The organism is Streptomyces sp. NPDC001231 (assembly GCF_042896885.1).
Taxonomy (GTDB): Bacteria; Actinomycetota; Actinomycetes; order Streptomycetales; family Streptomycetaceae; genus Streptomyces.
The window spans coordinates 107,228-131,135 of the sequence record NZ_JBIAXS010000003.1; the positions used below are offsets into that span (position 1 = coordinate 107,228).

At 72.8% G+C, this 23,908-nt stretch carries 23 protein-coding genes; 14 read left to right on the forward strand and 9 right to left on the reverse strand.

Annotation, left to right across the window (positions count from 1 at the left end):
• Positions 1 to 2: 2 nt before the first annotated feature.
• Positions 3 to 371 carry a hypothetical protein gene (locus tag ACFY3J_RS04980; protein WP_384176783.1) on the reverse strand — a complete coding sequence of 123 codons (369 nt, stop codon included), beginning with the start codon at positions 369 to 371 and terminating at the stop codon, positions 3 to 5.
• A gap of 331 nt (positions 372 to 702) precedes the next feature.
• Between ACFY3J_RS04980 and ACFY3J_RS04985 the strand changes: the two genes are divergently transcribed.
• Positions 703 to 1,407 carry a PASTA domain-containing protein gene (locus ACFY3J_RS04985; protein ID WP_384176785.1) on the forward strand — a complete coding sequence of 235 codons (705 nt, stop codon included), beginning with the start codon at positions 703 to 705 and terminating at the stop codon, positions 1,405 to 1,407.
• 92 nt (positions 1,408 to 1,499) lie between these two features.
• Here the strand turns inward: ACFY3J_RS04985 and ACFY3J_RS04990 are convergent, their stop codons facing one another.
• Positions 1,500 to 2,063 (reverse strand): NAD(P)H-dependent oxidoreductase, encoded by a 564-nt coding sequence (locus ACFY3J_RS04990; protein WP_384176787.1) that lies wholly within the window; start codon positions 2,061 to 2,063, stop codon positions 1,500 to 1,502.
• 120 nt (positions 2,064 to 2,183) lie between these two features.
• On the opposite strand from ACFY3J_RS04990, the gene ACFY3J_RS04995 reads away from it, so the two are divergent.
• Together ACFY3J_RS04995 and ACFY3J_RS05000 are read left to right on the forward strand one after the other, a co-directional pair.
• Complete coding sequence (locus tag ACFY3J_RS04995; RefSeq protein ID WP_384176789.1) at positions 2,184 to 2,873, forward strand: TetR/AcrR family transcriptional regulator; 690 nt, start codon at positions 2,184 to 2,186, stop codon at positions 2,871 to 2,873.
• Positions 2,874 to 3,460: 587 nt separating this feature from the next.
• Entirely contained in the window at positions 3,461 to 4,495 is a 1,035-nt protein-coding gene (locus ACFY3J_RS05000; protein ID WP_384176791.1) for a LacI family DNA-binding transcriptional regulator, read from the forward strand.
• 195 nt (positions 4,496 to 4,690) lie between these two features.
• On the opposite strand, the gene trxA is transcribed toward ACFY3J_RS05000, so the two are convergent.
• Positions 4,691 to 5,062, reverse strand: coding sequence for a thioredoxin (gene trxA, locus ACFY3J_RS05005; protein ID WP_384176793.1), 372 nt, complete (start codon positions 5,060 to 5,062; stop codon positions 4,691 to 4,693).
• Between the two features lie 141 nt (positions 5,063 to 5,203).
• Here trxA and ACFY3J_RS05010 point away from each other — a divergent pair, with 141 nt between their 5' ends.
• A complete protein-coding gene (locus ACFY3J_RS05010; protein ID WP_384176795.1) occupies positions 5,204 to 6,634 on the forward strand; it encodes a dihydrolipoyl dehydrogenase family protein in 1,431 nt (476 codons plus the stop codon).
• 68 nt (positions 6,635 to 6,702) lie between these two features.
• Here the strand turns inward: ACFY3J_RS05010 and ACFY3J_RS05015 are convergent, their stop codons facing one another.
• Positions 6,703 to 7,347, reverse strand: a complete 645-nt coding sequence (locus tag ACFY3J_RS05015) for a peptide deformylase (RefSeq protein WP_384176797.1) — start codon at positions 7,345 to 7,347, stop codon at positions 6,703 to 6,705.
• Between the two features lie 210 nt (positions 7,348 to 7,557).
• Here ACFY3J_RS05015 and ACFY3J_RS05020 point away from each other — a divergent pair, with 210 nt between their 5' ends.
• Both ACFY3J_RS05020 and ACFY3J_RS05025 read left to right on the forward strand, forming a co-directional pair.
• Positions 7,558 to 7,983 (forward strand): BlaI/MecI/CopY family transcriptional regulator, encoded by a 426-nt coding sequence (locus tag ACFY3J_RS05020; protein ID WP_390840297.1) that lies wholly within the window; start codon positions 7,558 to 7,560, stop codon positions 7,981 to 7,983.
• Between the two features lie 6 nt (positions 7,984 to 7,989).
• Positions 7,990 to 8,919: a M56 family metallopeptidase gene (locus tag ACFY3J_RS05025; protein WP_390840299.1), complete on the forward strand. Its 930-nt coding sequence runs from the start codon at positions 7,990 to 7,992 to the stop codon at positions 8,917 to 8,919.
• A 4-nt stretch (positions 8,920 to 8,923) separates the two neighbouring features.
• Here the strand turns inward: ACFY3J_RS05025 and ACFY3J_RS05030 are convergent, their stop codons facing one another.
• Entirely contained in the window at positions 8,924 to 9,277 is a 354-nt protein-coding gene (locus ACFY3J_RS05030; protein ID WP_390840301.1) for a tetratricopeptide repeat protein, read from the reverse strand.
• 176 nt (positions 9,278 to 9,453) lie between these two features.
• On the opposite strand from ACFY3J_RS05030, the gene ACFY3J_RS05035 reads away from it, so the two are divergent.
• From ACFY3J_RS05035 to ACFY3J_RS05065, 7 genes are all read left to right on the forward strand, one after another.
• Entirely contained in the window at positions 9,454 to 10,419 is a 966-nt protein-coding gene (locus tag ACFY3J_RS05035; RefSeq protein ID WP_384176805.1) for a pirin family protein, read from the forward strand.
• A gap of 826 nt (positions 10,420 to 11,245) precedes the next feature.
• Positions 11,246 to 11,503, forward strand: a complete 258-nt coding sequence (locus tag ACFY3J_RS05040) for a hypothetical protein (RefSeq protein WP_390840304.1) — start codon at positions 11,246 to 11,248, stop codon at positions 11,501 to 11,503.
• Positions 11,503 to 13,785 (forward strand): heavy metal translocating P-type ATPase, encoded by a 2,283-nt coding sequence (locus tag ACFY3J_RS05045; RefSeq protein ID WP_390840306.1) that lies wholly within the window; start codon positions 11,503 to 11,505, stop codon positions 13,783 to 13,785. Before ACFY3J_RS05040 ends, ACFY3J_RS05045 begins: the two co-directional genes overlap by 1 nt.
• A 70-nt stretch (positions 13,786 to 13,855) precedes the next feature.
• Complete coding sequence (locus ACFY3J_RS05050) at positions 13,856 to 14,374, forward strand: copper chaperone PCu(A)C (protein ID WP_390840308.1); 519 nt, start codon at positions 13,856 to 13,858, stop codon at positions 14,372 to 14,374.
• 169 nt (positions 14,375 to 14,543) lie between these two features.
• On the forward strand, positions 14,544 to 15,179 hold the full coding sequence (locus ACFY3J_RS05055) for an ATP-binding cassette domain-containing protein (protein ID WP_384176812.1): 636 nt from the start codon (positions 14,544 to 14,546) through the stop codon (positions 15,177 to 15,179).
• The gene (locus tag ACFY3J_RS05060; protein WP_384176814.1) at positions 15,176 to 16,045 is read left to right on the forward strand and encodes a metal ABC transporter permease; all 870 of its coding nucleotides are present in this window, start codon (positions 15,176 to 15,178) and stop codon (positions 16,043 to 16,045) included. The genes ACFY3J_RS05055 and ACFY3J_RS05060 overlap by 4 nt, the downstream gene beginning before the upstream one ends.
• Entirely contained in the window at positions 16,003 to 16,848 is an 846-nt protein-coding gene (locus tag ACFY3J_RS05065; protein WP_384176816.1) for a metal ABC transporter solute-binding protein, Zn/Mn family, read from the forward strand. The genes ACFY3J_RS05060 and ACFY3J_RS05065 overlap by 43 nt, the downstream gene beginning before the upstream one ends.
• Positions 16,849 to 16,918: 70 nt before the next feature.
• On the opposite strand, the gene ACFY3J_RS05070 is transcribed toward ACFY3J_RS05065, so the two are convergent.
• Both ACFY3J_RS05070 and ACFY3J_RS05075 read right to left on the reverse strand, forming a co-directional pair.
• Entirely contained in the window at positions 16,919 to 18,595 is a 1,677-nt protein-coding gene (locus ACFY3J_RS05070) for a class I adenylate-forming enzyme family protein (RefSeq protein ID WP_384176818.1), read from the reverse strand.
• Positions 18,592 to 20,334, reverse strand: coding sequence for a CoA transferase (locus ACFY3J_RS05075; protein WP_384176820.1), 1,743 nt, complete (start codon positions 20,332 to 20,334; stop codon positions 18,592 to 18,594). The genes ACFY3J_RS05070 and ACFY3J_RS05075 overlap by 4 nt, the downstream gene beginning before the upstream one ends.
• 111 nt (positions 20,335 to 20,445) lie before the next feature.
• Here ACFY3J_RS05075 and ACFY3J_RS05080 point away from each other — a divergent pair, with 111 nt between their 5' ends.
• A complete protein-coding gene (locus ACFY3J_RS05080) occupies positions 20,446 to 21,687 on the forward strand; it encodes an acyl-CoA dehydrogenase family protein (RefSeq protein ID WP_384176822.1) in 1,242 nt (413 codons plus the stop codon).
• Here ACFY3J_RS05080 and ACFY3J_RS05085 read toward each other — a convergent pair.
• A complete protein-coding gene (locus ACFY3J_RS05085; RefSeq protein ID WP_390840312.1) occupies positions 21,653 to 22,693 on the reverse strand; it encodes a sugar ABC transporter permease in 1,041 nt (346 codons plus the stop codon). The genes ACFY3J_RS05080 and ACFY3J_RS05085 overlap by 35 nt on opposite strands.
• Positions 22,686 to 23,819 (reverse strand): MFS transporter, encoded by a 1,134-nt coding sequence (locus ACFY3J_RS05090; protein ID WP_390840314.1) that lies wholly within the window; start codon positions 23,817 to 23,819, stop codon positions 22,686 to 22,688. The genes ACFY3J_RS05085 and ACFY3J_RS05090 overlap by 8 nt, the downstream gene beginning before the upstream one ends.
• Between the last annotated feature and the right edge of the window lie 89 nt (positions 23,820 to 23,908).

Here is a 23,908-nt window from a genome sequence, read left to right on the forward strand (position 1 = left end):
GATCAGCCGCCGACCGAACCGGCCTTGCCGCCCTTGGCGGAGAAGCCGCCGCGGACGACGCTGCCGGACTTCGGCGCAGTGAACGAGCCGTTGCCCTTGCTGAGGTCGACCTTCTGCCCGACGGCGGGAACGTCCTTGCCCCTCGGGGTGTACCACCAGGCGTAGTTCCCCCCACCGGCCCCGCCGGCTCCACCGGAGTTGCAGTGATGGTCCGTCACGCGTTTCTGGGTCAGCTTGTTCATGCATGTGCCCTGGTAGTCCGGGCCGCTGGAGCAGCCGCTGAGGGCTATCGCCATCGCGACCGCACCCACGGCGCCGACCGAGACCTCGAAGGAGCGGCGGCGTGAACTGGTGCGCTGCTGACTCGTCACGAACAGATCCCTCCGGATACGTCTGCTGATCCGCGGCAGTGGTGTGCCGCGCGATACGGCGTCGCGACGGGCGGAGTCACCGGGTAACGGCCAGGCCGCGTAGGCGACTTGAAAACGCCCGCGACAGGTCGACATGCCCCGTTCATTCCGACCGTCCCTCGCCATGTACAGGTACTTGGCCTGTCAAACATACCGTTGGCCCATTTGCGTAAGAACGGCGGACTCATGTTCCGGTCGCCGTACGGGGGTTGCCGGAGAAACAGGGAGTGGCCTGGGCCGTTGTCCGCGCGACCGGTGTCCGGGACCGGACGGTGGATTTCCCCTCTCTTTCATGATTGGTCTACCGTTATTCCCCTGTACCAGCATTACTTGGGGGGAATCCGTGCGAACCCGTCTCGCCGCCGCTGTTCTGACCTGTGCCGCGGCCGGCGTCCTCGTGGCCTGTGACCCCGCGGACGGCACCAAGTCGCCGGGCGGCGCCACTCCTTCGGTGTCGGCCCCCGTCGCCTCGGGCGGCAGCGAGCCCGCGCAGGACGGCAAGCCGGGAGCGGACCAGCGGAAGAAGATGCCGGCCTTCGTCGGTATGGGGTTGCAGTCCGCGCAGGACGCCGCCCAGGAACAGGGCTTCTACTCGCTGAAGTCGCACGACGCCCTGGGCCGCGACCGGATGCAGGCGTTCGACCGGAACTGGAAGGTGTGCAGCCAGAACGTGGCGGCGGGCACGACGGTCCCGACCGATACGACCTTGGACTTCGGCGCGGTCAAGCTGGAGGAGTCCTGTCCCGCGAAGGACGAGGCTCCGCCCTCGGCCGAGGGCGGGAGGATGCCCGACTTCAAGGGGAAGTCGGTGAAGGCGGCTCGCGCCGCCCTCGACGCGAGCACGTCGCTCACGGTGAAGGACGCGTCGCCGGACCACCGGTGGGTGCTGGTGGAGAGCAACTGGCAGGTGTGCTCGCAGACCCCGGGCCCGGGTACCGAGCTGAAGGGGCAGCCGGTGTCCTTCACGGCGGTGAAGTTCGGGGAATCCTGCCCGTAGGCACCGGCGCGGAGGGCGGGACCCGGTCGCGGATCCCCGCGGAAAGCCGGAAGGGGCCGGCGCCCACTGGGCGCCGGCCCCTTCCGGGGTGCTCAGGCGGCAGCCACGTCGCCGGTGTGGCCGTGCAGGCGCGCGACGACCTCGGTGAGCTGGGCGGCGACCTCGGCGTCGTCGACCGGGTGGGTCTCGGCGAAGCGGGTCACGGAGCCGGGGATGGAGAGCTTGATGTCCTCGATCACCTTGCCGCCGGCGATGCCCACGGCCTTGCGGGTGTCGTCCTGCGCCCACACGCCGCCGTACTGGCCGAAGGCGGTGCCGATGACGGCGACGGGCTTGCCGACGAAGGCACCGGCGCCGAACGGGCGGGACAGCCAGTCGATGGCGTTCTTCAGAACGGCCGGGATGGTGCCGTTGTACTCGGGGGAGAACAGCAGGAAGGCGTCGGCGGTACCGGCGACCTCGCGCAGCTTGGCGGCGGCGGCCGGCACGCTGCCCTCGACGTCGATGTCCTCGTTGTAGAACGGGACGTCGGCCAGGCCCTCGAACAGCTCGACCTCGGCGCCCGCGGGGGCGAGCTTGGTCGCGGCCTCGGCGAGCTGGCGGTTGTGCGAGCCGGCGCGGAGGCTGCCGACGAGCGCGAGGATGCGAACAGACATGGGGGACTCCAAGGGGGATGACACAATGGCGTTACAGATCCGGACCGAGGTCCGTTTAATTTTCTACCACCTTAAGCGGACCACGGTCCAGTTCTGTTCCCGATGCCTTACGCTGTCTTCATGTCCCGCCCCCTGCCGCCCTTTCCGAAGCCCCAGGAGCCTCAAGAACCTCAGGAGACCCGGGAGCTGTTGGCGCAGCCGGTGTTGCTCGACTTCGGCACCGGCGAGGACGAGCCCTGTCTGCGGGCCGACGCGGCCCGCAACCGCGCCCGGCTGCTGGACGCCGCCGCGCGCCTGGTCGCGGAGCACGGCGCGGCCGGAGTCACGATGGAGGCGGTCGCCGCGGCGGCCGAGGTGGGCAAGGGGACGGTCTTCCGGCGCTTCGGCGACCGCACCGGCCTGCTCAGGGCGCTGCTGGACCACTCGGAGCGGAAGTTCCAGGCCGCGTTCCTCAGCGGGCCTCCGCCCATGGGCCCCGGCGCGCCGCCCGCCGAGCGGCTGAGGGCCTTCGGCTGCGTGGCGCTGCGCCGTGCGGCCGACGACCTGGAACTGCAACTGGCGGCCGACCCGGGCCCGGCCCGCCGCTTCGGCGTACCCGCCCGCCAGGTCCAGTACGCCCATGTGACGATGCTGCTGCGGCAGGCGGCCCCGGGCGCGGACAGCGAACTCCTCGCCCACACGCTGATGGGGTACCTCGAGCCCGCCCTCATCCACCACCTGACCCGGCAGTGCCAGATGCCGATGGAGCGGTTGCAGTCCGGCTGGCACGACCTCGTCGCCCGGATCACCTCCACGGGGCCGGCCTGCTGAGAGCCGGGGGCCGGTACGGCCGACTCGGCCGCGATCGGCGTGTGTTTCCGGCGAACGCCTCCGGCGGGCTTGCGCGGTGTTCGCGCCGAGGAGCGGAAGAGCCGCGCATGCGCGGCTCTCCCGTCCGTCGGTCTGCGTGCGCGCGGCTTTCCCGTACGTGGCCTACGCGCACGACCGGCCTTCCCGTACGCGGACACGGCCGCCTCGACATCACCCGGTCGGGCGATGCGGGCGGGCCGCGCGCCGGCCGGCCCGGTGAGGTCGGCGGCGATGTCCCCGGGGTCGCGCCGCGGGGCCGGCACCGGCACCGACACCGACACCGGTATCGGCACCGGCACCGACGCCGGCACCGGCACTGGCGCTGACATCGGCACCGACATCGGCGTCGTGTCCTCGCCCCCCGGGCCATCGAACAGACGGCGCGGCCCGGCAAAGCACCCGGCAGGGTCGCTCGGCCCGGCAGGGCGACCTGCGCGCCCTCGCCCTCCGCGCACCCACCCCGTATCTGTTGCTGCTTCAACTTCCGTCTGGAATAGGGCAGTTCACCAGACGGACCGCCCACGGCTTCTGCCAAGATGCCGTACGTCATGGTGCAGATTCCCAAACCCGCCGCGCCCCCGTCGCCCGCTCCGCGCTCCGTGCCCACGAGCGCCGACGTGGCCCGACTGGCCGGCGTCTCGCGCGCGACCGTCTCCTACGTCCTGAACAACAGCAGAGCGGTCCGCATCAGCGAGCCCACCCGCCGCCGGGTCCACGAGGCCGCCGAGGAACTCGGGTACGTGCCGCACGCGGCGGCGCGCAGCCTGCGCGCGGGGCACAGCCGTATGGTCCTGATGCCCGCCCCGGCCATCCCGGCAGGCCCGCTCTACAGCCGCTTCCTGGAAGAACTCCAGTGGGCGCTCGGCCTCCTCGACTACACCGTGGTACAGCACGCCACCGCGGGCCTGCCCGGTGACGAGGCCGCCCGGGCCTGGGCCGAACTGCGCCCGGTCGCCGTCCTGGTGTCCGGAGCGGGGCTCGGACCCGCAGGCGTCTCGGTGCTCAAACGCTCCGGCGCGCGTGCCGTCGTCACCCTCGGCCCGGAGCCCGTCGAGGGGGCCCACGCGCTGCTCATGGACCACGAGAGCGTCGGCCACCGGGCCGGTGTCCACCTGCACGCCCGTGGCCGCCGCCGTATCGGCGTGGTCGTGCCCGAGGAACGCGGACTGGACATGTTCTCCCGGCCCCGGCTCGCCGGCGTACGGCGCGCCCTGCGCGGCACCGACGGCAGCGTGACCGAACTGCCCCTCGGATACGACGAAAGGTCCGCCACCCGCCTGGCCGCCCGCTGGCGCGACCTCGATCTCGACGCGGTGTTCGCCTACAACGACGAGTACGCCATGCTGCTGATGCGCGCCTTGCAGGACGGGGGCGTACGCATCCCCGAGGAGACGGCCGTGATCGGCGCCGACGACCTCATGCTCGGGCGGCTGCTGCGGCCCCGGCTGAGCACCGTCCACATCGACCTGCCCTCCGGCCGCGACCTCGCCGAACTGGTCGACCGCGCCGTTCGCGACCCCGGCGCCCCGCCCGAGCGGCACGCGGTGCTGGGCGCGACGGTGGTCCACCGCGAGTCCACATGACCCGCGATTCCGCATGACCGCGAGTGCACGTGATCCGCGCGACCTCCGTACGAGTGACCTGCGGCAGGCCGACCGGCCCCACGACAAAGCGGTGGGCGCCACTCCCGCAGGGAGGACACCCACCGCCCGGCACGCTCGGAAAGCAGCCCGTCGAGACCTCGCGGTCCGATCCGCCGACCGATCCACTGACCGTTTCTACTGACCGTTCTGCTGCTCGGCGACCGCCTTGCGGACCTCGTCCATGTCCAGCTTGCGGGCCTGGCCGATCACGTCCGCCAGAGCGGCCTCGGGCAGCGCACCCGGCTGCGCGAACACGGCGACCTGGTCACGGACGATCATCAGCGTCGGAATGGACTGGATGCCGAAGGCCGCCGCCAGTTCCGGCTGGGCCTCGGTGTCCACCTTGCCGAACACCAGGTCCGGGTTGTCCTCGGCGGCCTTCTCGTAGACCGGGGCGAACTGACGGCACGGTCCGCACCAGGACGCCCAGAAGTCGATGAGGACGAATTCGTTGTCCGTGACGGTCTGGTCGAAGTTCTCCTTGGTCAGCTCCACGGTGCTGGTCATGACGTATCCCTCTTCCTGGTGCTTCCTGGTGTCGGCTTACCGGCGTGGGGCGAAGCCGTGGGCACAACACGGCCGACCCTACGGGTATTCCGCGCACGTACCCGTGTGGCCAGGGCGCACACCACCCACCAGACTGACCCCATGACCGAAACGGAAACCATCGCGTACGACGTCGTGGTGCTGGGCGCCGGACCCGTGGGGGAGAACGTGGCCGACCGCACCCGGGCGGCCGGCCTGTCCACCGCGATCGTGGAGAGCGAACTGGTCGGCGGCGAGTGCTCGTACTGGGCGTGCATGCCCAGCAAGGCCCTGCTGCGCCCGGTCATCGCCCGCGCCGACGCCCGCCGTCTGCCGGGTCTGAGCCAGGCGGTGCGCGGACCCCTCGACGCCACCGCGGTCCTCGCCCGCCGGGACGAGTACACCTCGCACTGGCACGACGACGGTCAGGTGCGGTGGCTGGACAGCATCGGCGCCGACCTCCACCGCGGGCACGGCCGGCTGGCCGGTCCGCGTACGGTCACGGTCGACGGCCCCGACGGCACGCGCAGGACGCTGACCGCCCGGCACGCCGTCGCCGTCTGCACCGGAACCCGCGCCCTGCTGCCGCACCTTCCCGGGCTCGACGCCGTCAAGCCGTGGACCAGCCGCGAGGCCACCAGCGCCGAACAGGTGCCCGGGCGGCTGATCATCGTGGGCGGCGGTGTCGTCGCCACCGAGATGGCCACCGTCTACCAGGCGCTCGGCGCACAGGTCACCGTCCTGATCCGGGGCAAGGGGCTGCTGCCGCGCATGGAACCCTTCGCCGGCGAACTGGTCGCCGACGCCCTCACGGAGGCGGGCGCCGACATCCGCACCGGCACCGCGGTGGAGTCGGTCGCCCGCGAGAACGGCACCGTCGTGGCCGTCACCGGCAACGGCGACCGTGTCGAGGCCGACGAGATCCTCTTCGCCACCGGGCGCGCGCCGCACACCGACGACATCGGCCTGGAGACGGTGGGCCTGGAGCCCGGCTCCTGGCTTCCGGTCGACGACAGCCTGCGCGTGCTGGGCAGCACCTGGCTGTACGCGTGCGGCGACGTGAACCACCGCGCGCTCCTCACCCACCAGGGCAAGTACCAGGCCCGGATCGCGGGCGACACGATCGGCGCCCGTGCGGCCGGTGTGCCCCTGCTGGAGACGGACCCGTGGGGCGCGCACGCCGCCACCGCCGACCACCACGCCGTACCGCAGGTCGTCTTCACCGATCCGGAGGCCGCGGCCGTGGGCCTGTCCCTGGCCGAAGCCGAACAGGCCGGCCACCGCGTCCGGGCCGTCGACGTCGACCTCTCCTCGGTCGCCGGGGCCGGCCTGTACGGCGACGGGTACCGCGGCCGCGCCCGCATGGTCGTCGACCTCGACACCGAGATCCTGCGCGGTGTCACGTTCGTCGGCCCCGGCGTCGGCGAACTGCTCCACTCGGCGTCCGTCGCCGTCGCCGGCCAGGTTCCGATCAGCCGCCTGTGGCACGCGGTCCCGTCCTACCCGACGATCAGCGAGGTGTGGCTCCGCCTGCTGGAGGCCTACCGGGGCTGACCACGCGCCCACGGAACCGCCCCGGCTGTTCGGGCAGTTCCCCGCAGGGGCGGTGCTCCGGTGCTCGCCTACGGCAACTCGAAGCCGAGCGCCCGCGCGGCCTCCGCCGGGGTCGGCTGGGTCCAGCGGCGCGTCATCGCGTCGCCGGAGGAGAGGGAACGGAGTTCGGCGCGGTCGAGGTAGAGGGTGCCGCCGAGGTGGTCGCTCTCGTGCTGGACGATCCGGGCGGGCCAGCCCGAGAGCACCTCGTCCACCGCGCGCCCGTGCTCGTCCAGGGCCCGCAGGCGCACCTCGGCGTGCCGCGCCACCACGGCCTGCCAGCCAGGGACGCTCAGGCAGCCCTCGTAGAACGCGGCGCGCGCGGTGCCGACGGCCTCGTACGACGGATTGACCAGCACGCGGAAGGGGAGTGGCACCCGTCCGCGCGCCACTCGCACCTCGTCCGGCACCGGTGCCGGGTCCTCCACGACCGCGATCCGCAGCCCCACCCCGACCTGCGGCGCGGCCAGTCCCACGCCCGGCGCCGCGTGCATGGTCAGGCGCATCGCCCGAACGAAGCGGGCCAGCAGCTCGGGCTCCAGCTGGCCGTCGAACGGCTCGGCCGCGCGCCGCAGCACCGGGTCGCCGGCGGCGACGATGGGCAACGGGCCGCCGTCGGCGAGGAGTTCCTCGACCTGCTCGGCCAGGGGCGTACGCGCACGGGGAGAAGCCATCACGCCAGGATGCCACGGCGCTCGCCCGGCCCGGTCCGCCTGGCGCAGGCAGGCCACCAACCTGGCGCGTAACCGGCGCCCGTGCGGCCTGAGCGGGTGAGGACGCGCCGGTTCCCGCGGGGCGTGCGGGAACCGGCGTGCAGCACCCCCGGCCGCACCGCAGGTGTGAAGTAGCGTGGTGCGACACGCCGACGCCGGAGGGAGACGCACATGACGACACAACACCGGCGTGCCCGGCGCGGGCAGGGCGAACTGGAGAGCCAGGTGCTCGGCGCGCTCCGCGAGGCGGACGGCCCGGTCACCGCGGCCTGGGTGCAGCAGCGGCTCGGCGGCGATCTCGCCTACACCACCGTGGTCACCATCCTGACCAGGCTGCTCGCCAAGGACGTCGTCTCCCGCGAGCGCCGGGGCCGCTCCTTCGTGTGGACCCCGACCGCGGACGTCGCCCGCCTCGCGGCGCTCCGGATGCGCCGGCTGCTGGACGGCGAACGGGACCGCGAGGCGGTGCTGACCAGCTTCGTCACCACGCTGCCGCCCGGCGACGAGCAGGTGCTGCGCGCACTGCTGGACATGGCGGACGCCGCGGACGACGCCGGCAACGCGGGACGCTCGAGGGGCGACGGTACGGAACACTGACGTCTCATGGGGCTCTACGTCTTACTGCCGCTGGTGCTGCCGCTGTCCGCCTGGCCCGTCGCACGGCTGGCCGCACCGCGCCTGCACCCGCGCACGGCCACCCGGCTGCTGACCCGGGTGGCCGCCGTCCTGGGCGGATCCAGCACACTGTGCCTCGCCCTGCTCACGGTCGTCGGCAGCGCCCAGCTGACCGGCAGCCCGGTTCCGGACGAGTGGGCCGATCCCGAGTTCAGGGCGGCCGTCTCGCGCGACCGGGGCGCGAGCCGTGCGGCGATCCCCGCCCTGGGACTGGTCGCGGTGGCCTGCGGGCGCACCCTGTGGTGCCACCGGCGGGTGGCCCGCCGCGCCCGGCGGGCCCTGACCGGGCTGCGCGGCGCACCCGTCGTGGTCCTGCCCGACACCACGCCGTACGCCTACGCCCTGCCCGGCAGTCACGACCGGATCGTCGTCACCACGGCACTTCTGGACGGCCTCGCCCCGGATGAACGGCGGGCCCTGTTCGCGCACGAACGCGCCCACCTGGCGGCCCGCCACCACCGTCACCTGCTCACCGTCCACCTCGCGGCCTGCGCCAACCCCTTCCTGCGGCCGCTGCGCTCCGCCGTCGTCTACACCGCCGAGCGCTGGGCCGACGAGGACGCGGCCCGCGCGGTCGGCGACCGGCGCGTGGTCGCGCGGGCGATCGGCAAGGCGGCCCTGCTGTCGTCCGCCGCGCCCGCGCCCACCCTCGCCGCGGCGGCCGCCGGCGGCCCGGTGCCGCGCCGGGTCGCCGCCCTGCTGGCGCCGGCACCGGCGGGCCGGCACCGGCCATCGGCCTTCACGGCGGTCGGCGCCGCCGTGTGGGGCGCCGCCGCCGGTGCTCTGGTGTCCGCGATGTCCTCGGCGAACTCCGCGGTCACCCTGTTCCTGCTCCTCCACCCGGGGGCGCCGCTCTGACCGGCTATTCGCTCCGGTCCCCGAAGTCGCCCGCGAGGGCGGAGGCGACGCGCAAGTGCGTCTCGGCCTCGTCCTGGCGGCCCTGCCGCTGGAGGGTGCGGCCCAGCATCAGCCGGGCGTAGTGCTCCACCGGGTCACGCTCGACGATGACGCGCAACTCGGCCTCGGCCCGGCGCAGTTGGGCCGAGTGGTAGTAGGCACGCGCCAGCAGCAGCCGGGGGCCGGTCTGCTCCGGCACCTCCTCGACCAGCCCGTTCAGCACGCGGGCCGCGGCGGCGTAGTCCCGGGCGTCGAAGAACATCTGCGCCCGCTCCCAGCGCTCCGCCAGGGTTCCGTGCTCGTAGTACGTCGTGTCCACCAGTGACCTCCTCCGGTGCCTCGTTCGGAGCCACCGGCCGCAACAACGGGCACGATTGGTTGAATATTCCACTACGCTGCCGTGGCCGGCCGCGAAGGCCCGCGAAGACCCGCGAAGGCCCGCGAACGACGGCGAGCGGAGGCTGTCAGCGTCCCCATGGGACTAGGTTGGGCGCCATGAGCAATCTCGATCGCGAGTCGGTCCCCGCGGTGTGCGGCGGCCGTGGCTTCGTGGTGGCGGAGCCCGTACGGGAACTCCTCAGCCCCCGCCGCGTCAAGCTCGGCGAGTCCACCGAGGTGAGGCGGTTGCTGCCGAACCTGGGCCGCCGCATGGTGGGCGCCTGGTGCTTCGTCGATCACTACGGCCCCGACGACATCGCCGACGAGCCCGGCATGCGGGTCCCGCCGCACCCGCACATGGGCCTCCAGACGGTGAGCTGGCTGCACGAGGGCGAGGTGCTGCACCGCGACTCGACGGGCAGCCTCCAGATGATCCGCCCCGGCGAGCTGGGCCTGATGACCTCCGGCCGGGCCATCAGCCACTCAGAGGAGAGCCCCAGGTCGCACGCCCGCTTCCTGCACGGCGCGCAACTGTGGGTCGCCCTCCCGGACACCCACCGCCACACCGACCCGCGCTTCGAGCACCACGCCGAACTGCCGACGGTCACCGCCCCCGGCCTCGAGGCCACCCTGATCCTGGGCGACCTCGACGGCGCGACCTCGCCGGGCACGACGTACACCCCGATCACGGGCGCCGACCTGGCCCTGACCCGCGGCGCCGACGTACGCCTCCCGCTGGACCCGGACTTCGAGTACGCCGTGCTCTCCATGTCCGGCGAGACCCACGTCGACGGCGTACCCGTCCTGCCCGGCTCGATGCTCTACCTGGGCTGCGGCCGCACCGAACTCCCCCTGCGCGCCGAGTCGGACGCGGGCCTGATGCTCCTGGGCGGCGAGCCGTTCGAGGAGGAACTGATCATGTTCTGGAACTGGATCGCCCGCTCCCAGGAGGAGATCACCCAGGCCCGCCGGGACTGGATGGAGGGCACCCGATTCGGCGAGGTGAAGGGCTACGACGGCGCTCCGCTGCCGGCTCCGGAGCTCCCGGCGGTCCCTTTGAAACCTCGGGGAAGGGTGCGCTGACCTGCGGAAACGTCTGAGTGTCGGCGGCTGGCGGGTGGGAGGCGGTCGGGTACTGCCTCCCACTCTTCGATCGCTCGCGGGAGGACGGCTGAGCGGGTCGCGGACCTGAGTGGGGGTGGCGGGCGGTTCCGTGGTGTGGCTGTCTATGAGCAGCTGTGGCAGTGCTTTTGCTGACCTGATGCCGACTTTGCTGACACCTCGCCAGATGCGTTTGGAACGCTCTTTCCGTAGCTCTCTCGCGCGCGCCGGTCTTTGCGGGATCGGTTGCCGGCCGGACGAGTGCTGACCTGACGGACGGTTGCGCCGCCTGCCGGGGTGCGAACCTGGCGCGGGCCGCGTCCTGTTGTGGAGAGCCAACAAGTTTTGAGTGCTTTGAGTGCCGTGGTTGTTGGCTGGTGAGCGCCGATGGGCCCGCGCGACGGCTCCGTGAAGTCGGGGCTCTCGTCCATCGCGATACCGCATCGATCGGTGCGGCTGCCGCGTCGTCGGCCCAGCGTAGGGCGAGGCCGACATCGTGGGTGGCTATCACCGCGGTGGGGCCACTCTGAGCCACCTCGGGGTGCTGGGGCGGCACGCGTTCGACAGGCCGCGCCGTCTCTTGTACGGCTGGGTGCCCTTTGGCGCACCGTAACGGAACAGTGGCCGGTTTCAGTCCGTGGATGTCGGTCACGGCCCATTGCCACCCCCACTGCATGGGCAACAGCGCCATCCATCCATGACCCATGTCACAGCAACGCCCCGGAACTGGAACGCCGATGCCTCCGACACCTGAAGCGGTACGGCTCGAAAGGACTGTTGCCGTACGACGTGACCTGGAGACTAGGTGATGAACCAGATTCCGCACCCCACACTCGGCGCTGCGGTCGAAGCGTTGCGGAAGGCGCTGCCGCCGCCCGCCCTGTGGGGGTTCCTCCTGCTGCTGGTACTCATGTTCACCGCCTCCTACGCCGTGGGAGCGTCCGTCGGGCCCGTGGCCCCCGGCATGCACGGAACGCGTACGACCCCGGACGGCACGGGCGGCCACGACGACGGTGACATGGGTGACATGGGCGGCATGCACATGAACCACGGAAGCGGGGGCTGATGGCTGCCGAACCGGCATCCCTGGAGGTCGTCACCGATCTCACTGTCGGCGGAATGACCTGCGCGGCCTGTGTGAAGCGGGTCGAGAAGAAGCTCGGCAAGCTGGACGGCGTCACCGCCACCGTCAACCTGGCCACCGGCCGTGCCCGGGTCAGTCATCCGCCGCAGGTCGGCCCGGAGCAGCTGATCGCCGCCGTCGAACAGGCCGGATACACGGCCACGTCGCCCGAGCCGCCCCGAGCGCGGCGTGAGGAGCAGGCTGAGGACGAGCCCGCGGAACTGCGGCAGGAACGGGACAGGCTGATCGTCACGGCCCTGCTCGCGGTTCCCGTGCTCGTCCTGTCGATGGCCCCCGGTCTGCAGTTCCGCAACTGGCAGTGGCTGTGCCTCGTCCTCTCCGCACCGGTCGCCGTGTGGGGGGCCTGGCCCTTCCATCTGCGCGCGGTGCGCGGGCTGCGTCACGCGGCGGCGACCATGGACACGCTGGTGTCGCTCGGCGTGGCGGCCTCGTTCTCCTGGTCGGCGTACGCGCTCTTCCTCGGTGGCGCGGGCGCCCCCGGTATGCGGATGCCGTTCAGCCTCCTGCCCTCAGCCTCCCACGGCGTCGCGCATCTCTACCTGGAAGCGGCTGTCGGGGTGCCCCTGTTCGTGCTCGCGGGCCGTTTCCTGGAGGCGCGGGCCCGCCGGGGTACGGGAGCCGCGCTGCGTTCACTGGCCCGTATTACGGTCAAGGAGGTGTCCGTACGCCATGGCGATGGGGAAAGGCTCGTTCCTCTGGAGGCACTACGGGTCGGGCAGGTCTTCGTGGTCCGGCCCGGGGAACGCGTCGCGACCGACGGCACGGTGGTCGAGGGCAACTCCGCCGTCGATCTCGCGCTGGTCACCGGGGAGAGCGAGCCGGTCGAGGCCGGTCCGGGCGACTCGGTGGTCGGCGGAGCCGTCAACGTGGGCGGGCTGCTGCTCGTACGGGCCACCGCGGTCGGCGCCGACACCCAACTGGCCCGCATCACACGACTGGTGACCGACGCCCAGGCCGGCAAGGCACGGGCGCAGCGCCTCGCTGACACGGTCGCCGGAGTATTCGTCCCGGTGGTGCTGGCCCTGGCCGCCACCACGCTGGGGTTCTGGCTGGGGGCCGGCGCGGAGCCGCAGGCCGCGATCACCGCCTGCGTGGCCGTGCTCGTCGTCGCCTGCCCGTGCGCACTCGGCCTGGCCACCCCGACCGCGCTGATGGCCGCGACGGGCCGGGGTGCTGAGCTGGGTGTCCTCGTCAAGGGCGCCGAGGCTCTGGAGGGGTTGCAGCACATCGATGCCGTGGTGCTGGACAAGACCGGCACGCTCACGTCCGGCCACATGAGCGTCGCCAAGGTCACCGCCGTGCCCGACGGACTCGGCACGGAGGTGGTGCTGCGGCTGGCGGGCGCCGTCGAGCAGGGCTCCGAGCATCCCATCGGCCGGGCCGTCACGGCATACGCCGGGCGGATCCTGATCGGGCAGCGCCTGCCCGGTGTGCGTGACTTCGTCGCCCTGCCGGGGCGTGGCGTACGCGGCCGGGTCGAGGAGCACCAGGTCGAAGTCCTGGTTCCGGACGACGAGCTGCCGCAGGACCTCGCGGGCGCACTGCCGGCCGCCGAGGCCGCCGCGCACACGGTGGTCATGGTCCGGGTGGACGGGAGGACGGAAGCCCTGATCGAGATCGGGGACGTCCTGCGACCGGGAAGCTACCGGGCCGTGGACCGGCTGCGACGGCTGGGCGTGCGCCCCGTCCTCGCCAGCGGTGATCGCGAGGTCTCCGCCCGGGCCGTCGCGGCGGATCTGGGCATCGACGACGTGCACGCCCGGTGCACGCCCGAGGACAAGGCCGCCCTCGTCCGCGAGTTGCAGGCCGAGGGCTACCGGGTCGCCGTTGTCGGCGACGGTGTCAACGACGCCGCCGCTCTGGCCGGCGCGGATCTGGGCCTCGCCATGGGGAGCGGCACGGACGTGACGATCGGCGCCGCGGACGTGACGCTGGTCCGCGGCGACATCGAGGCCCTGGCGGACGCGGTACGGCTCGCCCGATCAGCGCTCGGCACCATCCGAACCAACCTCGTATGGGCGTTCGGCTACAACGTGGTCACCGTGCCGCTCGCCATGGTCGGTCTCCTCAACCCGATGCTCGCGGCCGTGGCGATGTCCGCCAGTTCCCTGCTCGTGGTCGGCAACAGCCTGCGGCTGCGCGCCTGGCAGCCTTCGCGCGCGTCCGGGCGCAAGCGGCGGCCGGTCCCTCGGAGCATGCCGTGACGCCTTCCTCCGCCGGGGGACGGCCCCACACCTGTCCCCGCTGCTCGACGCCGACCGGGAGTGCCCGCCGATGACAGCCCACCCCTGGATCCCCACCCGCCGTCGCCTGACCGACGCCCTGCTCGCGGCGATCGCCCCCGTGTGCGCCTGCGTCCTCGCGCTGGGCGGCCTGTCGGCATGGGCCGCCTCCGGAAACGCGGGCAGCCCACCGCGCATCGGGGTCACCCACGCACGGCTCTACCTGCCATTCGGGGACGTGCCCGAGACCGCCGCGTTCTTCAAGGTCACCAACACGGGCGACGCACCGGACCGGTTGGTGCAGGTGACGTCGCCCGCTGTCGCGGGAGAGATCTCCCTCAGCCGCCACCGGATGAGCAAGGGGGCATCCGGCTACCGTGAGGCAACGGACAGCCTGCCGGTTCCGGCCGGCGGCACGCTGGACATGTCACCGCACACCGGTGACGTCACCGTGCCGGTCACCCGCCGGTGGCAGGCCGGCGATCTGGTGCCCTTCACCCTGCACTTCGAACACGCGGGACGCGTCGAGACCCTCGCCGTGGTGGTCCGCCCCGGCCAGGACGGGGTGTGATCGATCGGGACCGTCCAGGCGTGTGGCCCGGCCCCACCCACCCGCCTTGTACGGGCAGGCGGGCCCGACGGTGAGCGTGCTCGCGCCACGAGGGCGAACCCTGGCAGATCCCCGGGGAACTCACCGGCCTCTCCACCCGACTGCTCTGGTGACGAAGCAGGGAGGTGGCATGGAGGGGTTGGACGTCCGGATGTCCGGCGTCGTGTGCCGGCACGGCCGGCTCGAGGCGGTACGCGAGGTGTGCCTCGACGTAGCGGCGGGGCAGCGGGTGGCGCTGACCGGCACCAACGGGTCGGGCAAGACGACGCTGCTGCGTGCCGTTCTCGGCCTGCACCGGCAGTTCTCCGGCCGGATCCTGGTCGGTGGGCGGGACACCGGGAGTGCGGCCGAGTGGGCGTGGCGGCGCCGGATGTGCGCGTGGATCCCGCAGAAGCCGGCGGCCGGCCGGTTTCCGCTGCTGGGCCGGGAACTGCTGGCGAGCAGCGCATCTGCCGCCGAAGCGGTCGAGGCGGCGGACAAGCTCGGCGTCGGGCATCTCGCCGACCGGCCGCTGCACACGCTGTCCGGAGGCCAGCTCCAGCGCATGTACCTGGCACGGGCGGTGGGTTGCGTCGCCGCGGGCGCAGGGGTGCTGCTCGCCGACGAGCCCACCGCCGCGCTCGACTTTTCCGGCCAGGAGGAGGCGGCCGATGTCCTGCTGTCCCTGCCGGTGACCGTCGTGGTCGTCACACACGACCGAGCCCTCGCCGACCGGTGCGACCGGGTGCTGGAGATGGCCGCGGGCAGGTTGCGGGAGGTCCGGTGAGCACGCTGGCCGCGGCCGACGTCGGCCAGCTGCTGCAGCTCGTGCCCGTCCAACGGGCGGGCGTCGCCCTGTTGGTGGCGGCACTCGGGCTGCCCGTGATCGGGGTTGTCATCGTGGGTCTCGACATCATGCCGGTGCGGTTCGCGATGATGCATGTGGCGCTGCTGGGTATCGCGGTCGGTCTGCTGACCGGACTCGATCCGATGCTGTGCGCGCTGGTGGCGTGCGCGCTCGCCGGGGCCGGGGTCGCGCCGCTGGCCCGCACCCCGGACGGGTTGTCCGGCGCGATGGGCCTGCTGATGAGCCTGGCGATCGCGGCCGCGCTGCTCTTACTCGCCGTCTCGGGCGTCAACGCGGCGGGAGCCTTCGCGCTGCTGTGGGGGTCCATCCTCTCCGTCGGCACCGCCGACCTCTGGCTGCTGGCCGCACTGGCCGTGGCCGTGCCGGGCCTGTTCTGGTGGCGCAGGAGGGACATCGCCCTTCTTCTGTACGACCGTGAACTCGCCCTGTCCTCGGGCGTGCGCGTCGAGCGACTCACCCTCCTGCTGCTGGTCCTGGTCGCGGTGTCGGTCGCCGGGGCCATCAAGCTCACCGGCGCACTGCTCGTCGACGCGCTCACCCTTCTGCCGGCGCTGGCCGCACGGCGGTTGGGCCGCTCCCTGTCCTCCATCATCCTCTGGGCGGTCGGCACCGGTGTCGTCGTGAACCTGACCGGGTTCCTCATCGCGCTCCGCTTCGACTGGCCACCCGGACCCGTCCTCGTCCTCACCGCCGGCGTGGTCGTCCTCGCCGTGCATCTCGTCCCCGAACGGAGAATCAGCTCATGGCGCGCACCCGCGTCCACATCACTTCCGTCCTCGCACTGACCCTCGGCACCGCGCTCACGGTCACCGGCTGCGGCAGCGAGAACACCGCGTCGTCCTCCTCGTCCTCCTCGTCCTCCTCGTCCTCCTCGTCCGAGGCGAAGCCCGGGGGCAAGAGCGAGGACGCCCCGGTCGTCGTCGCCACCACGAGCTGGGAGGGCGCCTTCGCCAAGGCGGCGGGGGCGAAGGACGTCAAGGTCATCGTGCCGGAGTCGGTGCAGCACGCGCCGGACTACGACCCGAAGCCGTCCGACCTGGCGGCCGTGGCGGGCGCCGACTTCGTGCTGTACGCGCCCTTCGAGCCCTACGCCGCGAAGTTCAAGGAGGCGGCCGGATCGAACGCCAAGCTGGTCGAGGTCAACCTCGACAACGACGCCGACAAGGCCAAGGCCGAGGTGACGCGTCTGGGCAAGATGTTCGGCACAGAAGAGGCTGCCGCCAAGTGGATCACGTCCTTCGACACCGAGTACGCCACGTTGCAGAAGGACCTCAAGGCCGCCTGGCCGGAGGGCAAGGCGCCGACCGCCGTCGCCCAGGTGTTCTCGACGTGGTCGGCGAAGATGGCGGGCGCGAACCTGGTCGGTGCGTACGGCCCTGAGGCGGTGACGGCCAAGCAGCTGTCCGACCTCTCGAAGAAGAGGCCGCAACTGGTCCTGGACAACGTCCATATGACGACCGGCTCGGTGCTCCCCGACTCCGGTGCCCGCCAGGTGGAGATCGTCAACTACCCGGCCGAGGACCTGGATCTGCTGGCCGTGTACAAGAACGCGGCGACGGCGGTGGAGAAGGCGATGGCCTCATCCTGAGCCGCAGGGGTGGCGGACACGCGGAGGGCCGCCCGGGATGTCACCGGGCGGCCCTCCCGCTCACCGGGGGTCAGCCGGCCGGTGTCAGAGACCGCTGCTCCTCGGCCTGAGCCGTGCACTGTTCCCGTAGCGCCGCGCGGTCCGGCTTGCCCGCCGGCGTCAGCGGCAACTCGCCCAGCACCAGCAGCAGCCGTTCGGGGTGCTTGCGTCGCTCCAGACCACGGGTGTCGAGGTGGGCGCACAGGTCTTCCAGCGTGATCCTCGCGCCCTCCCGGGGCACGACGCAGGCCGCGAGCCGCTCACCCAACAACGGGTCGCGTACCCCTACGCACACCACGTCCCGCACGCCGGGATGCCTGGCGAGTTCGAGCTCCACTTCCGCGGGGCTGATGTTGGCCCCGCCCCGGATCACCACGTCCTTCAGCCGCCCGACGACCCTCAGCGTCCCGTCCTCGTCGATGAGCCCCAGGTCCCCGGTGCGCACCCAGCCCTCCGCCGTGCGGTAGCGGGAGTCGAGGTCGGGCGCGGCGACGTAGCACAGTGGGGTCATCGGACCGCGGGCGACGATCTCGCCGACCGTGCCCCGGGACACCTCCTCCAGCTCCTGAGCGTCGGGGACGGCGATCCGTATGTCGGCGACCCGGGGATCGGGGTGCCCCGCAGCGATGCCGGGCCTCCCCTCGCCGTCGGAGGAGTCGTCCACCAGTCCGGTGTGGCAGTTGACGCCGTCCGCCGAGCCGTAGAGGTTCACGACCGGGCAGCCGAAGGCCTTGCGTGCCTCCGCCGCCGTGGCCTGGTCCAGCGGTGACCCTCCGACGATCACGGCCGTGGGCGGGGTGAACTCCCGGTGGCCGCCTTCCGCCATGCGGTCCAGCATCATCCGGATCATGGTCGGCACGCCCAGGACATGGGTCGGCTCGTGCTCGGCGAGCGCCTCCAGCGCCGCCTCGGGGGTGAACTGGTCGAGCAGGACAAGGGTTCCGCCATGCCGGGCGAGGGTGACGGCGGTGCCGTTGCTGCCGAAAGCGGAGGCCAGCGGCACGAGGAACAAGCAGCGCGGCGGGCGGCCGTCCGGGATGAGGGAGCCGAGGAAGTTGCCGCGCCCACCGGCCAGCGCGTTGTGCGAGTAGGCCACCATCTTCGGCTCGGCCTCGGAGCCGGATGACACCAGGATGCGGGCGGCGGAGTCGGGGTCGGGGCGGGCCGGGACCAGGGTCTTGGGGTCGGTGCGCAGCAACTTCGAGAGTGCGGTGGTCCCTTCGGGGGCCGCTCCCGCGGCGATCACTGTCCGCAGCGCGGGCAGTTCATCGGCCACTGCCAGGAGGTCGGCCGCGTGGTGGTTGCCCCGGTGCTCGGCCGTCGCGATCACCGCGACCGCCTCCGATCTGCGCAGCAGTGAGGCCGCCTCGCGCCCGCCGCGCCCGACGGGGAAGGGCAGCGCGACCGCGCCCAGGGCTGCCAGCGCCAAGTCGACGATCACTGCGTTGCGTCCGTTGGGTAGTTGGACGCCGACGACGTCGCCGGAACGTATGCCGAGGCCGGTGAGTCCGGCGGCGAGACATCGGGCCTTGCGATCCAGCGCGGTGTAACAGAGTTTGCCCTTGGCGTCGAGGATGGCCGTGCGGTGCGGATCGGAGATCTGGTGGGCGCGGTAGAGGCTGTAGAGGTCCAGGTCGGGGCAGGTTCCGTCCACGGCCCAGGTACGGCGCAGTTCGGCGGGCAGCAAGTCGTGCAGGGCGACGGTCATGCGAACCTCCAGGGGGCGGAAACGGCGGGGGCGCCGTGTGCGTCGAGGCTGATCGAGCCGGAGGAGAGCAGGTCGGCGAGGTCGGTGACGACCGGGACGGCAGGCAGACCGCACCCGCGCAGCCGTTCCAGCGCCCGCGCCGTGGGCAGGTCGTGGACGTCGCAGGGGATCGCGGGGCGGTCCGGGAGGGCGATCCAGCCGTCGGTTGTGGGCAGGGGCCGGCGGAACCCCGCCGGGCGACGCGGGTCGAGACCCTGCGCTGCGCGCGCCCGGGCGGCTGAGGTGAGTACGTCGGCGGCCCCCAGCAGGGACGAGTCCACCCGCACACCGGCTCCCGTGCGCTGCCGCAGCAGCAGCCCAGCGAGGACGGCCTCGGCACCGATGAGCCCGCCGAGCACGTCGAGCAGGGTCATCAGGGACGGCGCGGGCGGCTCGTCGGCCGGTCGCGCGGCCTCACTGACACCGGTTCGGGCCTGCACCATGAAGTCGGTGCCCATCGGGGCGCCGGGCAGCCGGCCGGCCCAGCCGCTGGTGTAGGCGTAGACGAGCGTGGGATTGGCCGCGGACAGGTGCTCGTTGTCCAGGCCGAGCTCGGCAGCCTTGCCCGGCGCCCAGTTGTGCAGGAAGACATCGGCCTCCGCCGCCATCGCGCGCAGCCGCTTGCGGTCCGCCGGGGACTTGATGTCGACTTCGACGGCCTTCTTGCCACGGTTGAGCGCGAGCCAGCGTGCTGAGACCCCCGAGCAGGCGGGGGGCATGCCGCGCAGCGGGTCCCCGCCGGGCGGCTCGATCCGCACCACCTCCGCGCCGAGCAGGCCCAGCAGATGCGCGGTGAGCGGTGCCTGGATACGGCGGCCGGCCTCCAGGACCGTCAGGCCGGCCAGAGGAGCGTCGGCCTGTCCCCGTGACCGGCCGGAGTACGACGCGTCCTGCGGGGACAGTTCCCACGGCGGAGCCCCGTCGTACTCGGCGGCCCGCTCGGCGAGCGAACGCAGCGGGCACACCTCGGCACCGGAGGAACAAGCCGCCTCCTGGATCAGCTCCCAGGCGGCGGCCCGGGCGGAGTCGTGCAGCGACTGAGGAAAGGGCGCGCAGGCCGTGGCGTACCGGAACTGGAAGGGCCGCCAGCCGCGTCGTATCGCGTCCCCCGGAGCGTCCAGCGCACGCCAGAAGGCGGCCCACGCGCCCGGGTCGAGCGTTTCCAGTTCGAAGACAACCCCGTCGGCTGAGGTGAACGGCGGCCCGCCCGGAGCGACTTCAGCGGCCTCACCCTCCTCCGCGCCTGCCGCGGCCAGGTACTGCGAGACGGCGAGCAGCCCGGCCCGTTCGGCGGTGACCTCCGCACCCGTGACCTGTCCGCCGCGAGCCTGGGCGAGGAGCCCGGCCAGCAGGGCCTGCACGGCGAGGACGCCGGTGGCGGTGGCGGCGTAGTCGACGGCCAGGCCGCGCGGGGTGCCGTCGCGCCGGCCGTGTACGGCCATGATGCCCGTGGCCGCCTGCACGGTTGCCTCGTCGACGACTTCGTCGCCCCACCTCGTGTGGGCGGTGATCCCGCTGAACCCAGGTCCGGAGAGCCTGATCCGGCCGCCAGTGTGTCCGTCCCCCTCCGCGCCGAGCAGCCGCAGGTGCTCCGCGACGAGTCCGTCCGCCGGTCCCGGCGGACCCGAGGCGTCCAGGCTCAGCCCGTCGAGCGGCCGGGCCGTCGAGTGCGCGGTGGCCGGTGTGGCTGGTGATGTCATGCCTCTCCTTTCCTGACGCGCGGGAACCTGGGAGCGGCCGCCCCCGACCAGTTCCACGAAGAGGTGGTCGGCCCGGCAGGGGCCAGAGTTCCCGAAGGGGTTGGGGGAGACGTGCTGGATGTGACGCTCGGCGACCCGCAATGTCCGCCGGATGTAGTGGAGTTGAGGGATCGAGTGGCGGACTTCGTTCGCACGCGGGTCGTGCCCTGCGAGCCGGTGCTGGACGGCGGCGGCCCGGCCGCGGCGGCCGCGTTGCGCCGGCTGCGCAAGGAGGCCAAGGCCGAGGGCCTGTGGGCGCTGCCTCTCCCGACGGAACTGGGCGGCCAAGGGCTGCCGTTGCGGTCGTATGCCCATGTCGCGGAGGCCGAGGGTGCAAGCGACCATGGTCCGGCGGCACTTGGATCGGCCTCGCTGCTGGACGCGCTCATGTTGTGGCGGCACGGCAGCCGAGGCGTCCGTGAGCGCTATCTCTCTCCGCTGGTTGCCGGGGACCTGAGGGCCTGCTACGCGATGACCGAGCCGGACGTCCCCGGCACCGACCCCTTCCTCACCACCACCCGCACCGACGGAAGTGAGGGCGGCGGCTGGCGGGTGACCGGACGCAAATGGTTCGTCAGCGGGGCCGCAGACGCCGACCTCGTCACGGTCCTCGCCCGCACGGACGGCCGGGCCCCTGACCGGGACGGCCTGACCCTTCTGTTGGTCCCCGCTGCTTCCCCCGGCTTCCGGGTGGTGCGCGAGCTGCCTGTACTCGGCGCGACCGGACAGGCGGAGATCGAACTCGACGGCGTCGCAGTGGACGGTGACCACCTGATCGGCGAACGCGGCAAGGCTCTCGCCGTAGCCGCCGAACGGCTCCAACTCGGCCGCACCCTGCGCAGCCTGCGCTGGCTCGGCCAGGCCGGCCGTGCCTTCGAGCTCATGCGGGAACGAGCCGTCACCCGCACCCGCTCCCGTGGCCCGCTCGGCGACCTGCAACTCGTCCAACGCCACGTCTTCGAGTCCTTGCTCGCCCTGCGCACGACACGGCCTCTGGTCCACGAGGCCGTTTCCCGGCTGGACGCGGGTGGCGATGCCCACGTGGAGGTAGGCCTGGCCAAGGTCGCCGCAGCGCGCACGCTGCACCTGGTGGCCGACGCGGCCATCCAGGTCCACGGCGCGGCGGGCCTCGGCCCGGACACCGCGCTCCCCGCCCTCTTCCGAACCGGCCGCGCGGCCCGCATCCTCGACGGCCCGGACGAACTGCACATCACGTCGGTGGCGCGGCGGGTGCTGCGGACGGATCCCGCCCAGTGCTGTGACGGATCCGTTCGCAGCACTACTGGGGGCCGGCCACGGGGCCCACGGGCGTGAGGCCGGTGAGCACGGCGAGGGAGTACGCCAGGAAGAAGTCGCCCCAGATCAGCTCATGCCGCACGGCTGTTTTGGCCGCCAGGTCGTAACAGCCGTCCAGGAGGCGGCCGTCGGCGGTCAGATGGCTGTCGACCAGTGCCTCGAGCATGGCGACGGCACGGTCCCGGTGGCCGAGGCCGAGCAGTGCCAGCGCGGTGATGGCGGCGGCAGAGGTGTCGCGGGGGCCCTCGGGGTGAGCGGAGTCGGCGGGCGGTACAAGGTGTTCGGTCAGCAACGTGTCGACGCGGTCGGAGAATTCGTCGCCGCCTGTCAGGTGGGTGGCCTCGGCGAGCGCGAGCAGCAGCCACGCCGGCCCCCGACTCCAGCCCGAGGGCGGATCGGCGCACGCGGTCCAGCCCACACCGGGGTCGTGCCGCCATGACCAGCGGGACGGTCGCGCACCGAGGCACAGGTCGACATGACGCCGCAGATGCGAGTGAGCTGCCTCCGCGTCCGCCGTCGCCAACAACGGCACCATGCCGGGCACGCCGTCCACGCGGGCCATCAGCCGCGGCCCGCCGAATGCCGAACCCCACGGCACGAGACCCAGTTCCGGGGCGAAGGTGTCCAGGCAGGCCCGGGCGGCCTGGTCCCTCAGACCCAGGTCGTCGTCAGCGAGGGCGGTGCCGTACCAGAAGACGAGTCCGCGGGTGGCGGTGTCCACCTCGGTCCAGTCGGCCAGGCGGGCCGTGCAGGCCCGCGCGGCCGCGTGGTCGGTGCTGTCGCCGGTGTACCGGGCGCGCAGCCACAGCAGCCCCGCCCAGAAACCACCTGTCCAGGAGCCGCGCGCGGTCGTCCGCCACGTGCCGGTGTCCGGGTCCGCGTACAGGGGGTACCGGTCGCCGACTCGGGCACGGGTGGCGGCGACCCGGGCCAGGATGGAGGCGAGAGCCGGGGCGGCCCAGTCGGGCGCGGTGCGCGGGCCGGGGGGCGCCTGCCGGTCATCCGGCGGGGTGCTCTCACCCATGCGTGCCCTCATGACCTACGCGCACCCGACGCTCCCTCACGGCCCACAGCAGCGCCACCGTCCCGGCTCCCGCGAACTCGGCGGCCACGAGCAGCCACCCGCCCCCGTACCGCCCGGCCTCCGCCAGCACCCCGAACAGCGGCGGCCCGACCGCGAATCCGGCGAAGAAGCCCGCCGAGACCAGCGCCGAGTCCTGGCCCGCCCGGCCGGGCGCGGCTCGCTGCATCACCAGGACCATCGACACCGCGTTCGCCGCCACGGCGAAGACGCCCACCGCGACGGCCGCCACCCACGCCAGCGGACGGAACGACGACGAACCGGCCAGCAGCAGGGCCGCCGCCACCGCGCCCACGGCCAGAGAACCCGGCAGCCAGGGCGCCCGGTCCGGCCGCCCCGCGACCTTCGACCAGCCCACCCGACCCGCGATCCCGGCCACACCCAGCACGGCGACCAGCGCACCCGCCGCAGTCGGACCGAGGCCGAGGCGTTCGGTGCCGTACAACGACAGGTAGGTGTTCACCGAGGCGATGCCGCAGCCGAGCAGCAGTGAGAACACCAACAGCCACGCGATCACGCCGCGCGGCACCCAGACCGCCGGCGTGGACTTCGCCGGCGGATCAGGGGGCAACGCCCGCGCCGCCCATACCGCCGCCACCACCGCGGCGCCCGCCGCCGTCCACACGGCACCCCGCCATCCGGTGAATCCGGCCAGCGCCGCGAGCGGCAGTCCGGCCGCGAACGCCCCGAGCTGCACCCCCGACTGCTTCATCCCGGTCACCGAGCCGCGCTGTACGGGCGGTACCGCGGCGAGAATCGCCTTGTTCGTGGCGGGGTTGGCCAGCGCCTGCGGCAGCCCGCCGAGCGCGACGGCCGCCAGCAGGAACCCGGCACCCGGAGCCGACCCGATCAGCGCCAGCGCCACCGCCGCCACCGCCAGCAGGGCCACCAGACAACGCCGCGGTCCCACCCGGTCCACCACACGCCCTCCGACCGGGGAGAGCACGGCCGCCGTACTGAACCCCACGGTGGTCGTCAGCCCCAGTGCGGTCGGTGAGATGTCCAACTCGGCCACGAGCCGCGGGCCGAGCGCTCCCAGCAAGAACAGTTGCATCATCGAAAAGGCCATGGCACACGTCAGCAGCGTGGTCAGGGCACCCGGTCCCCGTGCACCCGCCACCCCGGCCGCCCGCCGGGTCCCACCCTGTCCGGCACGAC

What these genes read in the sequence shown, in the direction of transcription:
- ACFY3J_RS04985 (WP_384176785.1), top strand. Translation starts at nt 703, where the DNA reads ATGATTGGTCTACCGTTATTCCCCTGTACCAGCATTACTTGGGGGGAA.
- ACFY3J_RS04990 (WP_384176787.1), bottom strand. Translation starts at nt 2,063, where the DNA reads ATGTCTGTTCGCATCCTCGCGCTCGTCGGCAGCCTCCGCGCCGGCTCG.
- ACFY3J_RS04995 (WP_384176789.1), top strand. Translation starts at nt 2,184, where the DNA reads ATGTCCCGCCCCCTGCCGCCCTTTCCGAAGCCCCAGGAGCCTCAAGAA.
- ACFY3J_RS05000 (WP_384176791.1), top strand. Translation starts at nt 3,461, where the DNA reads ATGGTGCAGATTCCCAAACCCGCCGCGCCCCCGTCGCCCGCTCCGCGC.
- trxA (WP_384176793.1), bottom strand. Translation starts at nt 5,062, where the DNA reads ATGACCAGCACCGTGGAGCTGACCAAGGAGAACTTCGACCAGACCGTC.
- ACFY3J_RS05010 (WP_384176795.1), top strand. Translation starts at nt 5,204, where the DNA reads ATGACCGAAACGGAAACCATCGCGTACGACGTCGTGGTGCTGGGCGCC.
- ACFY3J_RS05015 (WP_384176797.1), bottom strand. Translation starts at nt 7,347, where the DNA reads ATGGCTTCTCCCCGTGCGCGTACGCCCCTGGCCGAGCAGGTCGAGGAA.
- ACFY3J_RS05020 (WP_390840297.1), top strand. Translation starts at nt 7,558, where the DNA reads ATGACGACACAACACCGGCGTGCCCGGCGCGGGCAGGGCGAACTGGAG.
- ACFY3J_RS05025 (WP_390840299.1), top strand. Translation starts at nt 7,990, where the DNA reads ATGGGGCTCTACGTCTTACTGCCGCTGGTGCTGCCGCTGTCCGCCTGG.
- ACFY3J_RS05035 (WP_384176805.1), top strand. Translation starts at nt 9,454, where the DNA reads ATGAGCAATCTCGATCGCGAGTCGGTCCCCGCGGTGTGCGGCGGCCGT.
- ACFY3J_RS05040 (WP_390840304.1), top strand. Translation starts at nt 11,246, where the DNA reads ATGAACCAGATTCCGCACCCCACACTCGGCGCTGCGGTCGAAGCGTTG.
- ACFY3J_RS05045 (WP_390840306.1), top strand. Translation starts at nt 11,503, where the DNA reads ATGGCTGCCGAACCGGCATCCCTGGAGGTCGTCACCGATCTCACTGTC.
- ACFY3J_RS05050 (WP_390840308.1), top strand. Translation starts at nt 13,856, where the DNA reads ATGACAGCCCACCCCTGGATCCCCACCCGCCGTCGCCTGACCGACGCC.
- ACFY3J_RS05055 (WP_384176812.1), top strand. Translation starts at nt 14,544, where the DNA reads ATGGAGGGGTTGGACGTCCGGATGTCCGGCGTCGTGTGCCGGCACGGC.
- ACFY3J_RS05065 (WP_384176816.1), top strand. Translation starts at nt 16,003, where the DNA reads ATGGCGCGCACCCGCGTCCACATCACTTCCGTCCTCGCACTGACCCTC.
- ACFY3J_RS05070 (WP_384176818.1), bottom strand. Translation starts at nt 18,595, where the DNA reads ATGACCGTCGCCCTGCACGACTTGCTGCCCGCCGAACTGCGCCGTACC.
- ACFY3J_RS05075 (WP_384176820.1), bottom strand. Translation starts at nt 20,334, where the DNA reads ATGACATCACCAGCCACACCGGCCACCGCGCACTCGACGGCCCGGCCG.
- ACFY3J_RS05085 (WP_390840312.1), bottom strand. Translation starts at nt 22,693, where the DNA reads ATGGGTGAGAGCACCCCGCCGGATGACCGGCAGGCGCCCCCCGGCCCG.
- ACFY3J_RS05090 (WP_390840314.1), bottom strand. Translation starts at nt 23,819, where the DNA reads ATGGCCTTTTCGATGATGCAACTGTTCTTGCTGGGAGCGCTCGGCCCG.